The organism is Candidatus Poribacteria bacterium (assembly GCA_016866785.1).
Classification (GTDB): domain Bacteria; phylum Poribacteria; class WGA-4E.
This window is the reverse complement of the sequence record VGLH01000120.1, coordinates 1-12,407: the sequence shown is the minus strand read 5'-3', so window position 1 is coordinate 12,407 and position 12,407 is coordinate 1. Positions and strand designations below refer to the sequence as shown.

Here is a 12,407-nt window from a genome sequence, read left to right as displayed (position 1 = left end):
CGGATGTGGGGAGCTCCGCGCTCACTCCGAGCCAGGTCGTCAGCAGCGTGCCGACCAGAAGCTGCCCTTCCGCGCCGATGTTGAGCGCGCCGCAGCGGAAGGCGACCGCTACGGCGAGCCCCGTGAAGATGATCGGGCACGCATTCGTCAGCGTGACGCCCCATCCACGAGCCGAGCCTACGCTGCCCACCCAGAACGCCCGCAGGCAGGACGCGAGGTCGTATCCGCTCGCCGCCAGCAGGATCAGAGCGAGTCCGAGCGACGCGCCGATCACAGCGAGCGTCCTCACCAGAGGCATCAGCCGGGCAGCAACCCGAGCGACTCGAGCGTTCTGCAGCCACGGCATCACGATGCCGCTCCCAGTCCGAGCATCCATTGCCCGACGATGGCGCGAACCTCGGCGGTTCCCGGTGGGAGCTCGCGGAGAGAACCTCGGAAAAGGACGCCGATGCGGTCGCTCAGACTCAGCACTTCGTCGAGCTCCGTCGAGATCAGCAGAATGCCGACTCCCTCGTCGCACGCATGCCTCAGCGCGTCGTGCACGTACTCGGTCGCTCCGATATCCAGCCCGCGCGTCGGGTTCACGGCGATGAGGAGCCGCCGAACCGCGGTGAGTTCGCGTGCCAACACGACCTTCTGCTGGTTGCCGCCCGACAGCGACCCGACGGGCTGACGAACGGTGGTCGCTCGAATGGCGAACCGGTCGGCGAGATCCCTCGCGTGACGGGCAACGGTGCGTGGCTGAAGGAAACCGTGTGCCGCGAACAGGTCCGACCTGTACGCCCGCAGCACGAGGTTCTCGGCGACCGAGAAGTCCAGGATCAAGCCCTTGAGCTGCCGATCCTCCGTGATGACCGCCATCCCGAGCTCCGCGCGCCTGCGCGGGCTCAGGTTCGCCAGGGCGTGCTCCATCAGCATCACGTCGCCTGCGACGGTGCGACGGACTCCGGCAAGGCACTCCGCCAGCTCGAGCTGCCCGTTGCCGTCGATACCTGCGATCCCGACGATTTCTCCAGCGTTCACGGTCAAGTCGACGTCGCGTACCGCTGGCTGGCTACGCTCGTCGTGAACTCGCAGTCCGCGAACGCGGAGGACCGGCTGACTCGGCGCCAGTTCGCGTTCTGGTCTGGAGCCTTCGTCACCGCCCAGGCGGACGACTCTCCCGACCATCATCTCGCCCAACTGCTGCTCGTCTACATCGTCGGTATCCACGGTCGCCACGTGTTTACCCAGGCGCAGGACCGTCACTCGGTCGCAGAGCTCCACGACCTCACGCAGCTTGTGGCTGATGAAGATGATGGACTGACCGCTATCGCGCAGACGCGAGAGCACGGCTCCCAGGTCGTCGGCTTCGTGAGGGGTGAGGACGGCGGTGGGTTCGTCCAGGATCAGCACGCGAGCCCGCCTCGCGAGGCATTTCAGAATCTCGACCCGCTGCTGGACGCCGACGGGTAGCTCACTGACCTTGCTGCGAGGATCGACATCGAGCCCGAACTCCGTCGAGAGAACGCGGACCTCGTCAACGGCTCGTGCGCGCCGGAACCAGAATGGGTTGTCCGCTCGCGAGCCCATGAGGACGTTTTCGGCTACGGTGAGATTGGGTATCAGCATGAAATGCTGATGCACCATGCCGATCCCGGCTCGGATGGCATCGCTCGGCGACGCGAAGCGCAGTTCGCGGTCATCGACGCGGATCGTGCCGTTGTCGGGCTGAATGAGTCCGTAGAGCACGTTCATCAGCGTGGACTTGCCGGCTCCGTTCTCCCCGAGGAGAGCCAAAATCTCGCCTTCGCGGAGCTCGAGCGACACGTCGTCGAGCGCCTGGTTGCTGCCGAACCGCTTGCTGATGTTGGACAACCGAACGCGGCTCACGCGATCTCCTGTCGCAGCTCGTGCAGCATGCGCAGGGCGGCGAAGCGGAGCTCGCTGTCGCTGGCGGGAGCGAACATCTGAGTTCCGTAGTAGCGGATCGCGTCGCTCACTTCGTACCCGCCCAGGGCGTAGGCGGATCCGGTCGGCACATAGCCGTGGCAGCCGTTCGTGTATCCGAGAACGCTGGTGAGAGCGAACGGAGAGTGGTCCGAGATGGACAGCCCGATCTCTGCGAATACCTCGCCGGGCAAGCCCACCTGGGCGAGGTCGCCGATCCGAGCGACCTGAACCTCGAACGGACAAGTGTCTTGCGCGGGTTCCTGACCACTGGATCGCGCTCGCATCGAAAGCGCCCAGTCGAGCCATGCTTGTCGGAGCCATACATGACCCCGATGGCGTCCCTCCGACTTGGCGTTCTCGACCTGCGTCCGGAACGACGCGACCAGCGCCTCGATCTCGTGGACTGGGGTTGGCGTTTGGAGCGACAGGGGGACGACCTCGAGGCAGGCTCCCAGCGAGGGCGTCGCATCGTCGGCTGTGATCGACTGGAGCCCGCTGACGACCGCCGCTCCCAGGATCCTGCCGTTGCGCTCGACCGCGTCGAACGAGCCTCGGCGAATCGGGTTGATATCGCCGCAGCACCCCTGGGCGAACATGGCGACGCCGTCCTCGACGGCTTCGACCGTATCGACGGCGACGCCTGGGAACTCGGCGCTGACCGCGAGGTTGTCGCCGCCGAGGGTCGTCGGGTGGCAGGCGTGAGTGAACCAGACGGCGATGGTGTTGCCGTCCTCGTCAGCGACTCGAAGGATGTCGGCGTACGGGGCGACCACGCCGTGAGGGTTGTCGGCGATCACGATCCGTCCATCGGACCCCCGGTACCGTCGGTTCAGCCCGATCTGAACCGGCACGCGACCGTAACCGACACGCGCCGGCACGGCTGCGGCAACCGCTGTGGACACGGTGCGCACGATTGCGGCGACGAACCGCTCGACGTAGCCCGTGTCGGGCTCGCCGAGCCCGCGCAACGACTGCGTCGCGGGTCCAGCGTGTGTGTGCGAAGCGTTGAGCACGATGTGCTCGGCGGCGATGCCCGTCTGCGACGTGACGCCCTGCCGGATGCGGTCCAGCACGTCGAAGTCCACGCCGATGACATCGAGCGACACGAGCGCCAGACGAACGTCGTCGTTCGCCAGCACCAAGGCGCGCGCGTAGAGATCATCATGGACGGACGTGCACCCCGACGGTCTCCCGCCGTACCCGGTCAGATCGACGCCGACCGGCGGAGTGATGACCGACGTCGCAGCCCCTGCCGACAGCCTACCAGCGCCCATCAGTCGCATCTCCTTGCGTCTCAGGTGTGCAGAACGGTACACCGGTGTCAGCGATCACTCAGTATAGCAGGAACCCGCCACGGGCGAGTCGATCCCATGACGACGGAGGGCATTCGGGTTGAGACGTTTCCGCGCCGCGTCGCTGAGCGCCCTCCGCAGGAAGGGGCGGCTCCGGGTCAACGTCAGGGGCGTCGACATCCTGCTGTTCGAGATCGACGGGATCGTCTACGCCACCTCGAGCGTATGCCCTCACGAGGAGGTCGAACTGGACCGCGCGACCTTGGACGGCACGATCCTCACCTGTTGGGAGCACGGCTACGAGCTCTGCGTTCGCACCGGCGAATGCTTCACCGACCCGACGCTGACACTGCCGACGTTCATCGTCGTTGTCGAGGGGGATGACGTCCTCGTAGAACTGTGATGCCCGCAAATCGCTGCGTAAGTACATGGATCGAGCGCCGAAGAAGGGCTCCGGCGCTCGATCCGAACCGGCTACTGGGTCTTGATCTCTCCCCATGACGTCGCCAGCTTCCCGAGCGACGACACGGCGAGACCTCCCTTCGGTTCCTTGGTCACATCTCCGGCGATGTCGTGCGCGTCCTTCGCCTTGCCCGACCCGACTGCCATGTAGTAGACGAGCGGCTCGCTCTTCTCGCCCTTCTTGAGGGCTTTACCCAAGGCGTTGTGGACGAGGTGGAACCGACCGTCCGGCGCCCATCCTGCGAAGAGCTCGACGGTTCCCTTCTCGGTGTACATCGCGAAGTAGCCGTTTTCGTTGCCGACGACGCCATGCGGGAACGGATCCTTCCAGTCGAGGAACTCGTTCTTCAGGGCGTTCCGTGGCTCGAGCATCGGCTCGTGACCGTCGCTGAATGAGACGACCGCATCCTTCGCCTCGACGACGACTTCATGACGGAAGTAAGGAACGCCGTCCCAGTACGTTGCCGTCACGATCCACTTCTTGCTGGCTCCGTCGTCGATAGTATACTCGAGTGCGACCTTGCCGGGCGCTTTCTCCAACTCCTTCACACTCGTGCAAATCCCCCAGTCCTTCCAGCCAGCGTAGTTCGCCGAATGGTAGAGCGTTCTGCCTTGCCCTTCGCCGATGATGGACTTCGCGTTCCCCTTCGCCCATGCTCCGTCGTAACCCGCCTGGGCGTTGGTCTTCCACTTGACGGTGTACATGTCGGTCTCGATCAGCCAGTTGGCTCCGTCCTTCTTCGCCGTCGCCGCCGTTGCGGCGAGGCTGATCGTCAGGAACGTCGCCGAAACCGCACACCAAACAAGCCGTCGCCTCATGGTCTATCCTCCCCGTGATGATGCTCACACGACAGCCACCACGATGGCGATAGTAGTACTTCTATCACACCAACGCAATATGGTAGATGAGCTCGTCGAAGGCGCGGAACCGGAGGGTCATCTGCTTCGTAGTACGCCACGAGGAGGTGTCGTCGATGGTCGGAGGCGATCTGCGGTCGGTCTACAATGCGCTCCGAGCGTTGCTCGAAGGCTACACGCCTCCGTTCGAGGCGCGCGCGGGGCTGAACGGTGGAGGCGAGTTCCACCTATGGTCGGTGGGCGAGGTCACAGTCGCCGGTAGGACTCGCTCCGACGTGCACTTCGCGGGCGTCGTGTGCAACAGAGACGACGTGACGCTTCACTTCATGCCGATGTACGCCTTCGATGACGTTCGATCAGCAATGCCTCGCGAGCTCCTGGGCATGGCACGGGGAAAGGCTTGTCTCCACTTCCGAGCGCTGACACCATCGCTCCTGGAGGATATCAAGGCTGCGCTTCAGCTCGGTCTAGCGGCGTATATCGAGCACGGGTGGGTGCAGATGCCGGGCGCGCTGCCGGTCAACTCGTCGAGCAGCGATCAGAGGACGGAGAGTAGGTCGCGAGACACGGCAGCGTCGTTCCAGTAGGGCTCCTCTGAAGTTCGCTGGAACCCTGAGGCGGAACACGTGACAGTTCGAGACGACAAGCGACGAGCGCTAACATCTCCGCTGCTCATTTCTGTGGTTCTGCACGTCCTGCTTGTGCTCGTGCTGTCATCCATACGCGTGGTACCGATGGATTCCGCGAGCTCCGACGTGTTCTATTCAGTCGCGGCTGTCGAGACAGTTCAGCCGCGTCCCAAGGTCCGTGCAACGCACTCCGCCATCCGTCCCGACCGTGCATCGTACGAGCGCTCGCGGGTCGTTGGTCCTCTGACATCGCGGGAGTTGTCCGAGTCGGGGATGCTGACGCCGCCGATGCCCTCGGTCGACCGACACGTCGAGATGGTCTCGTTGGCTGTCTCGCCGCTCTCGATCCCGACACGAGCGTTCGACCTGGCGTCACCGTCCGCGGGAGGGGGCTCCCGTCTCTCCGAGCTGAGCGACCTTGCGCGTTCTGCCAAGCCCGTTGCAGCATGGCTCCCTCCCCGTCCGGCCTCCGGCGTGCGCGACTCTCTCGATGGTCGTGCGGACGCGGAGTCGCCGTTTGGCGATTCCGGTACGCTGCTGAACCGTAGCCCCCTCGAAGTCATCGCAGACAGCCTGGGCGTCCGTCCGCGAGGAGTCGCAACGAACAAGGCGGATGTCGTCTTCCTTGTCGATGCCAGCCAGAGCATGCAGGACAACATCTACATCGTCTCCCGTCATCTGTCGCGCATGGCTCAGCGGCTGTCCGTGAGCGGTCTCGACTTCCGCATCGGCGTCGTCACGTTCCGCAACACGACGTTGGGCTCCGTGCTGGGCAGCAACATGGAGGTCACGCCGCTAACGGCGGACACCTCGACCATCGAGCGGGCGCTCGAGAAGGTGAAATGCAAGGGCGGGGAGAAGGCGCTGAACGCCCTAATGGACGCGATCCCGCTCATTCGCTACCGCGACGACGCGTCGCGACATCTCGTGCTGGTCACCGACGAGTACGTCGATGGTGAGCACGCCAGCCTCGAAGTGTTCGGAGCCCTCTACCGGGCGCGCATCCAAGTGGATGTGATCGGGATGGACGAACCGTTCCAGAGAGCGCTGGCGTCTCGGACCGGCGGAACCTGGACGCCGATCGCCAATCTATCCAGTTGATAGCGAATCACCCCGAAGCGCCACCATCCGGCGATGGCGTTCGGCGTGCGGCTGCGTCCGCTCGTATGTCAGACAGCACGTCGCTCAGCACGCGGCGCGAGGACTCGGGCGTCACCACCGCGAATGCCACATCCTGGGGAAGGTGGTTCGAGCGCCGGTATGTTGTCAGGACCTCGCGCAGCTGGTCCGGCGTGAACCCGTCCAGGATGACCACTTTGCCGCGACGCTCACGGGCTGGCAGGGCGTCATCGACGCTTTGGACATCTCTGGATGACTCGGATCCTGCCATCGAAGTCACGTCCTCTCAATGCGCGTGAGTAACGGTACCGCGCGGCTTTACGCCGGTTGCGTTCTTGCCGGTGCTGGTGGCGTATGCTACCATGGGGCTCGACCCGGAACCAATCTCCGTTGTCGACGGATCCACGATGAGCAACTGGACGACCGCCAGCGTACTAGTGCTCAACGCGAGCTATGAAGCGATCCATATCTGCGATGTCAGGAGAGCGCTCAAGCTCGTGTTGAAGGGGGCGGCCTCTGCCGAAGAGGTCAGCGACGTCATGGTGCGAGGATCGTCGCTCCGCGTGCCGGTTCCATTGGTGATCCGCCTGTCGACCTACGTCCGCATACCCCATCGAACCGTCAAGTTCTCGCGCCGCAACGTGTTCCTGCGGGATCGGTACGTTTGCCAGTACTGCGGGGAGCGGTTCCTGGCGTCCGACCTGACCATCGACCACCTGGTACCGCGTTCGCGTGGCGGCCAGACCGCATGGGACAATGTGGTGACGGCGTGCCGGGGCTGCAACCATCGCAAGGGCGACTACTCGCCGCGGGAGTCGAACATGTTCCCCCTGCGGACGCCCAAGACGCCGACAATCGCCTACTACCTGCACCTGACGCGCTTCTCGTCGATGTACCATGAGTCTTGGCGCAAGTACCTCTACATGGCGTAGCCTATGCCGGTTTCCGTCGTTCGCCCAGTGTCGGCTCTGCTTGGACTTGGGTGTGTACTCCTGACGGCAGGGTGCTCGGCTCCCGCCAACTACTACCGTCAGACCGCCTACATGACCCGGCTCGGCGAGGAGACCCGTCGGCAGACGGGTCGGCGGCTTGGGTCATCGGAGCTACAGCCTGGGCTGTCCACGAATCTCGCGTTCGATATGGCGGACGGCGCGGAGATTCGACTCGCCCCGGTCGCGCTCACCTCGCCTGACGCAAACGTTCTTCCGAGATTGGACCCTGTGCCGACCGACCCGACAAGTGCCGAACCAATCGGCATTGACAGATCGCGTCTGATCGAGTTCCTGCGCCGTCGGTACGAGGTCGCCGTCGTCGACACACAAGCGCTAAACGGCAGGATCGCAGGTTCCCAGAACGTGCTTCGCGTCGAGTTCCTGCCGCGAGCGCGATCCGACGAGTCGCTGATGCGCGAGTTCGCGCTCATCTGCGCAGCGGTGCAGGGGATGGACGATGGCCGCAGCATCGACACGGTGGTTGCCTTGGCGACCAGCGCCGGATTCCTTCCGTGGCTGAGCATGCGTGCCGACTTGAGCCGATTCGACGCGTACCAGAAAGGCACTATCTCGCTCGAGGAGTGGCGGCGAGGCGTCGAGATCGCGCGCTACGGACCTTAAAGGGGTTGCCGTTCTGGACACGCTGAAGGCGAAGTGGGAGTTCGACCGGGTCTACCGACTCGGGCTCCGGGTCACCAATCGCGCCTACGCCGCCCATGTGGCACCCGCGAAGAGCGCAGTCGGCGAGCCGGCTCCGGCAACACGATTCGGGATGACCGCCACGAAGAAGTTCGGCAAGAGCGTCCAGCGGAACCGCGCAAAGCGGCTGATCCGGGAAGCGATCAGGACACTCGAGTCCCAGATCGTGTCCGGGTACGACATCGTGATCGTCGTGCGAAGCGGCGCGCTCGGGCTCGCGGCGCCAGAGGCTTGCCGACTGCTTCGTGACCTCCTGTTGCGCTCCAAGCTCATCGATTCGTCACAGCATCGCTCCGGAGTGCCCAGGTACCCGAGGCGACCCGATTCCGACCGTGGCTCCCAAGGCTCTTCGGGACACGATCCGGCGACCCGAAGTGCCCTCGCATCGCGGTCCCCAGACCCCCATCGGACAGAGGACGAGTCGTGGCGCTGAAGCGTTTGGGGCGGCTGCCTGTTCAGGTCGCGCTCGGGGCGATCCGCGCGTATCAACTGCTGCTTTCGCCGGTGCTCGGGAGTAGCTGCCGGTTCCAACCGTCCTGCTCGCAGTACGCCAGCGAGGCGATCCGCGTGCATGGGCTTGCCGCTGGCGTGCGTCTGGCTGCGCGCAGGATCGCGCGATGCCATCCGTGGCATCCAGGCGGATACGACCCGGTTCCCGGAGACATTGACAGCAGGAGATCACAGAGCCGCGGACGGCAAGCGCCTGTCCGGCAAACCATGAAGTGAGATATGGACCGACAGACCACTCTGTTCTTCGTCGCGGTCGCCGTCGTCTTCGTCGTGTGGGCAACCATTCAGCGCTCGCGCATGCCCGTGAGCCCCGATGACCCCGGACAGCCAGCGGCAGAGACGGCGTCGCAGACGCCGACAGCCCCGGCCTCTCCTTCCGTGACTCCGGAGCTGGCTGGCGAGGCGGCGGGCCCAGCCGTCAACGCCGCCACGCGGGTCCGCGGCAGCTCGAAGACCATTGTTCGGTCGGACACGTACGAAGTGGAACTCGCTGACGCCACGGCGTCGGTCGTGTCTTGGCGTCTGTCGCGGTACCCCGTCCGAACGCACGACGGAAAGCTCTCCAGCGAACCTCTGGACATGGTCTCGGTCTACTCGGACGACTATGCCTGCATCCACATGGACGACGCCGATCTGGTCTGGACGAAGGCTGCTGGGAAACCGGGCGATCTCGTGGTTGGCGGCCCTGGGAGCGAAATCGAGGTCGCGTATGTCGCAACCTACGGCTCCGTCGAAATCACAAAGACGTTCCGGTTCCACGGAGCCGCACCGGACGACCCGTGGCGGGCATATGCCGCCGACATCGAGCTGTCGTTCCGCAATACCGGCCAAATCGCGTCGGACGCGATGGCGCGAGGATACGCGCTTCGGTGGGGACCTGGCGTCGCTGCCGACCAGGAACCGGTCGATCTGAAGTCGTATGGGGCTCGCGGCGGGCTGCAGCGCAAGTCCGGCGTCGCCAACGTCCGCGCGGTCCGTGATCAGGACGTGGAAACTCCCGGGCTCCAGTCGGAGCACCCGGAATCGGATGCGGCGGACTCCAACAGCACGCTGTGGGCGGCGATGCACAGCAAGTACTTCGTGATCGCGATGCTGCCAGGGGATGTGGGCTCGAACCGCCACGTCGAGTTCGGCGAGTTCCGCGCGTTTCCCGATTCGCAAGCTCTCCGAGAGCCGGAACGGCTGAACGAATACATGAAGTCGGCGAAGGACTGGGTGCTCGACGACAACCACCTGGATCGCCGCAAGACACAGCTCATGCTAACCATCCCCCCTATCGGCAGCGTCGGCATCAGCGACCGCATTGCGCAGACGATTCGGAAGCCCGCAGACTCGGAGAAGCAGCGCGCGCGCGCCGAGCAGGACCAGGTTCGGGCGTACTCTGAGTTCGCGTCGGTGACTGCGCCGTTAACCGGGGCGGAGCTCCGGGCAGACGGCTTCTTCCTCGAACCGGGCGCGGAGCGTCGCGACACATACCGCCTCTACGCAGGTCCCAAGGACACCGCGCTGCTCAAACACGTGCTGTTGCCGGATGACCAGACGCCGGCTCATCTGGAGCAGCTCGTCAACTTCGGCGCAATCCTGGGCGGCTTGGGGAAAGCCCTCCTATGGGTGCTGAAGTTCTTCCATGCGGCTGTGCGCAACTACGGCGTCGCGATCATCGTCCTGACCATCCTCGTGCGCTTGGCGATGTACCCAATCACGCAGCACAGCAGCGAATCGATGAAGCGCATGCAGACGCGCATGAAGATCATCCAGCCCGAGCTGGACGCGGCAAAGCAGAAGTACCGCGATGACCCGCAGCGGATGAACGCAGAGATGATGAAGGTCTACTCGAAGTACGGCGTCAATCCGGCTGGTCAGTTGAGCGGATGTCTGATGCTGGTCCTCCAAATGCCCATCTTCATCGCCATGTACCGCATGCTGGGAACGGCGGCAGAGCTTCGCGGAGCGCCGTTCGTGCTGTGGATGGATGATCTGACGGCTCCCGACGCCCTGTTCGCCGTCGCCGGTATCCCGATCCGCGTATTGCCTTTGGCGATGACTGCGGGAACCATTCTGCAGCAGAAGATGAACCCGGCGACCACGTCGGTCGCTGGAACCCAGAAGACGATGATGTACGTGATGCCGCTGATGCTGCTGTTCATCTTCTACGGGATGCCGTCGGGTCTCAACCTCTACTGGGGCGTCAGCACGTTCATCGGTGTGGGACAGCAGTTCCTGGTCAACAAGTTCGGCAAGAGCACGGGCGAGGAGAACCTGACCGCTGCCGACCTCGAGCGCATGGCGAAGCAGAAACGCAAGCAGAAGCGCCGCAATCGAGCGTCGTCGCTCGTGCGAATGTCCAAGCAGCGATAGCCTGACCGCGGACGGTTTGGCGGGTGAGATGTGCGGAGGGGATGAGATCCATGTCGCGACCAACCAGTCGTGCGGTTGAGAAAGAGGGCGTGACGAAAGAGGACGCACTGAGAGCTGCCCTCGAAGAGCTCGGTGTTCCCGCTGAACAGCTTGGGGCAAAGGACTTGGAAACGCTGCGACACGATGCCGCGCTGGCACTGGACGTGGATCCAGACAATATCGCCGTGCGGATCGTCAGCGAAGGAACCAAAGGGCTCCTGAGCCTCGGCTCCACTCCCGCGCGCGTGCATGTCTCGGTTCACCGCAGCGTGGAGGTCTCGCCGGAAGAGACGTTGGTGGAGCTGCTCCGTCTCATGGGCGTCCCTGCCGGAGTGCGGTCCGAGGTCCGCGACGAGGACCTGCACCTGAACATCGAGACCGACGACGCTGCCGTGCTGATCGGGCGGCACGGACACACGCTGGACTCCATCCAGTACCTGTTGAACTGCATCGTCAGCCGGTCACCGTCGGCAAAGCGGCGTGTCGTGGTCAATGCCGGCGCGTACCGCGAGAAGCGCGAGGACATGCTCGAAGAGATGGCGCACCATGCGGCGCGTCGGGTCCGCGCGACCGGCAGAGAAGCGGTGCTGGAGCCGATGAACCCGCGCGATCGCCGAATCGTCCACATGGCGCTGCGCGATGACGAGGACGTGCGGACGTTCAGCCGTGGCGAAGGCGCGTACCGTGCCGTCATCGTCGTGCCGAAGGACAAGTTCGTGCCCGACCCGGGCAATGACGATCTGTGATCGCCAAGTCATCGCCGAGCCCGAGGAGTATGAGCCGTGCGTCGATCGTCGCGTCAGGCGGCGGGTGACACTCGACGCGCCCCGTTGCCTGCACTTCCAGACGACCCGTTCGATGCCAGCCGCCTCCTGCTGCGGAGCGATCCCGCGAGCGCGCAGGAGCTCTTCGCGCGCCTGCCCGAACCCACTCAGCTCCAAGTCCTGGACGCGACGACCGATCCGCGTGACCGGGAGTCCCTCTACTACCTGGTTCCAGACTGTCAGCCGCTCGTGCGCGCAACCCGCGTCGAAAGCCTGTTGGAGATGGTGGGAACCGTTTTCGGCACAGGTCTCGCTTGCGGCATTCTGTCGGCAGTCAGCGCGGAGCAGTTTTCCGACATGTTCGAGCGCACCGCATGGTCCGGGGGGGTCGCTGACCGCGAGGCGGTCAGCATGTGGCTCGCCGAGTTGTCGGCACTAGACCCCGAGGAGCTCTCGGTGCTGTTGTGCGGGCTCGACGTCGAGGTATTGGGCGAGCTGTTTCGCGGTCAGGTGGATGTCCCGATCCACGTCAAGGGCATGGTCGTCGCGTCCGGGCTGGTCGATCTCGAGCAGGTCGAGTTCCAGACCGAGGAAGTTCGGCTCATGGGCGAGCTCGTCTGGGCAGCGGACCCGGACCTGTTCCGCCAGACCTTGAGGTTCCTTTTCGTTCAGGACGAGGATTTCGCCGCCGATGACGATGAGGTCGACGACGACGATCACCAGCCTGGCACGAGCGAGAACCCGGGAACCGAT

Annotated in this window: 15 protein-coding genes; 10 read left to right on the top strand and 5 right to left on the bottom strand. The window is 64.5% G+C overall.

The features are described 5' to 3' along the window. The 3 genes from FJZ36_15010 to FJZ36_15000 form a co-directional block, all read right to left on the bottom strand. A partial coding sequence (locus tag FJZ36_15010) for an ABC transporter permease (protein ID MBM3216213.1) occupies positions 1–346 on the bottom strand: 346 nt, incomplete at its 3' end. Beyond that, positions 346–2,238, bottom strand: a complete 1,893-nt coding sequence (locus FJZ36_15005; GenBank protein ID MBM3216212.1) for an ABC transporter ATP-binding protein — start codon at positions 2,236–2,238, stop codon at positions 346–348. The genes FJZ36_15010 and FJZ36_15005, both read right to left, overlap by 1 nt. Beyond that, on the bottom strand, positions 1,869–3,215 hold the full coding sequence (locus tag FJZ36_15000; protein MBM3216211.1) for a hypothetical protein: 1,347 nt from the start codon (positions 3,213–3,215) through the stop codon (positions 1,869–1,871). Before FJZ36_15000 ends, FJZ36_15005 begins: the two co-directional genes overlap by 370 nt. Positions 3,216–3,324: 109 nt before the next feature. Here FJZ36_15000 and FJZ36_14995 point away from each other — a divergent pair, with 109 nt between their 5' ends. Further along, positions 3,325–3,627, top strand: a complete 303-nt coding sequence (locus FJZ36_14995) for a Rieske 2Fe-2S domain-containing protein (protein MBM3216210.1) — start codon at positions 3,325–3,327, stop codon at positions 3,625–3,627. 71 nt (positions 3,628–3,698) lie between these two features. Here the strand turns inward: FJZ36_14995 and FJZ36_14990 are convergent, their stop codons facing one another. Next, positions 3,699–4,505 carry a hypothetical protein gene (locus FJZ36_14990; protein ID MBM3216209.1) on the bottom strand — a complete coding sequence of 269 codons (807 nt, stop codon included), beginning with the start codon at positions 4,503–4,505 and terminating at the stop codon, positions 3,699–3,701. Between the two features lie 155 nt (positions 4,506–4,660). On the opposite strand from FJZ36_14990, the gene FJZ36_14985 reads away from it, so the two are divergent. Further along, on the top strand, positions 4,661–5,131 hold the full coding sequence (locus tag FJZ36_14985; GenBank protein MBM3216208.1) for a hypothetical protein: 471 nt from the start codon (positions 4,661–4,663) through the stop codon (positions 5,129–5,131). A gap of 39 nt (positions 5,132–5,170) precedes the next feature. Continuing rightward, a complete protein-coding gene (locus tag FJZ36_14980; GenBank protein ID MBM3216207.1) occupies positions 5,171–6,274 on the top strand; it encodes a VWA domain-containing protein in 1,104 nt (367 codons plus the stop codon). 7 nt (positions 6,275–6,281) lie between these two features. Here the strand turns inward: FJZ36_14980 and FJZ36_14975 are convergent, their stop codons facing one another. Then, positions 6,282–6,563 carry a DUF3783 domain-containing protein gene (locus tag FJZ36_14975; protein ID MBM3216206.1) on the bottom strand — a complete coding sequence of 94 codons (282 nt, stop codon included), beginning with the start codon at positions 6,561–6,563 and terminating at the stop codon, positions 6,282–6,284. A gap of 91 nt (positions 6,564–6,654) precedes the next feature. Between FJZ36_14975 and FJZ36_14970 the strand changes: the two genes are divergently transcribed. The 7 genes from FJZ36_14970 to FJZ36_14940 all read left to right on the top strand — a co-directional run. Continuing rightward, entirely contained in the window at positions 6,655–7,224 is a 570-nt protein-coding gene (locus FJZ36_14970) for an HNH endonuclease (protein ID MBM3216205.1), read from the top strand. A 3-nt stretch (positions 7,225–7,227) separates the two neighbouring features. Next, positions 7,228–7,905, top strand: a complete 678-nt coding sequence (locus tag FJZ36_14965; GenBank protein ID MBM3216204.1) for a hypothetical protein — start codon at positions 7,228–7,230, stop codon at positions 7,903–7,905. Between the two features lie 13 nt (positions 7,906–7,918). Next, positions 7,919–8,416 carry a ribonuclease P protein component gene (rnpA, locus tag FJZ36_14960; GenBank protein MBM3216203.1) on the top strand — a complete coding sequence of 166 codons (498 nt, stop codon included), beginning with the start codon at positions 7,919–7,921 and terminating at the stop codon, positions 8,414–8,416. 14 nt (positions 8,417–8,430) lie between these two features. Next, positions 8,431–8,709 carry a membrane protein insertion efficiency factor YidD gene (gene yidD, locus FJZ36_14955; GenBank protein MBM3216202.1) on the top strand — a complete coding sequence of 93 codons (279 nt, stop codon included), beginning with the start codon at positions 8,431–8,433 and terminating at the stop codon, positions 8,707–8,709. Between the two features lie 3 nt (positions 8,710–8,712). Next, on the top strand, positions 8,713–10,851 hold the full coding sequence (gene yidC, locus FJZ36_14950; protein ID MBM3216201.1) for a membrane protein insertase YidC: 2,139 nt from the start codon (positions 8,713–8,715) through the stop codon (positions 10,849–10,851). A gap of 41 nt (positions 10,852–10,892) precedes the next feature. Further along, a complete protein-coding gene (locus FJZ36_14945) occupies positions 10,893–11,636 on the top strand; it encodes a protein jag (GenBank protein ID MBM3216200.1) in 744 nt (247 codons plus the stop codon). Positions 11,637–11,672: 36 nt separating this feature from the next. Then, on the top strand, positions 11,673–12,407 hold a 735-nt coding region (locus FJZ36_14940), incomplete at its 3' end, for a hypothetical protein (protein ID MBM3216199.1).

Coding starts and splice junctions, on each gene's coding strand:
- FJZ36_15005 (MBM3216212.1), bottom strand. CDS start 2,238: ATGGCTCGACTGGGCGCTTTCGATGCGAGCGCGATCCAGTGGTCAGGA.
- FJZ36_15000 (MBM3216211.1), bottom strand. CDS start 3,215: ATGCGACTGATGGGCGCTGGTAGGCTGTCGGCAGGGGCTGCGACGTCG.
- FJZ36_14990 (MBM3216209.1), bottom strand. CDS start 4,505: ATGAGGCGACGGCTTGTTTGGTGTGCGGTTTCGGCGACGTTCCTGACG.
- FJZ36_14985 (MBM3216208.1), top strand. CDS start 4,661: ATGGTCGGAGGCGATCTGCGGTCGGTCTACAATGCGCTCCGAGCGTTG.
- FJZ36_14975 (MBM3216206.1), bottom strand. CDS start 6,563: ATGGCAGGATCCGAGTCATCCAGAGATGTCCAAAGCGTCGATGACGCC.
- FJZ36_14970 (MBM3216205.1), top strand. CDS start 6,655: ATGGGGCTCGACCCGGAACCAATCTCCGTTGTCGACGGATCCACGATG.
- FJZ36_14965 (MBM3216204.1), top strand. CDS start 7,228: ATGCCGGTTTCCGTCGTTCGCCCAGTGTCGGCTCTGCTTGGACTTGGG.
- yidC (MBM3216201.1), top strand. CDS start 8,713: ATGGACCGACAGACCACTCTGTTCTTCGTCGCGGTCGCCGTCGTCTTC.
- FJZ36_14945 (MBM3216200.1), top strand. CDS start 10,893: ATGAGATCCATGTCGCGACCAACCAGTCGTGCGGTTGAGAAAGAGGGC.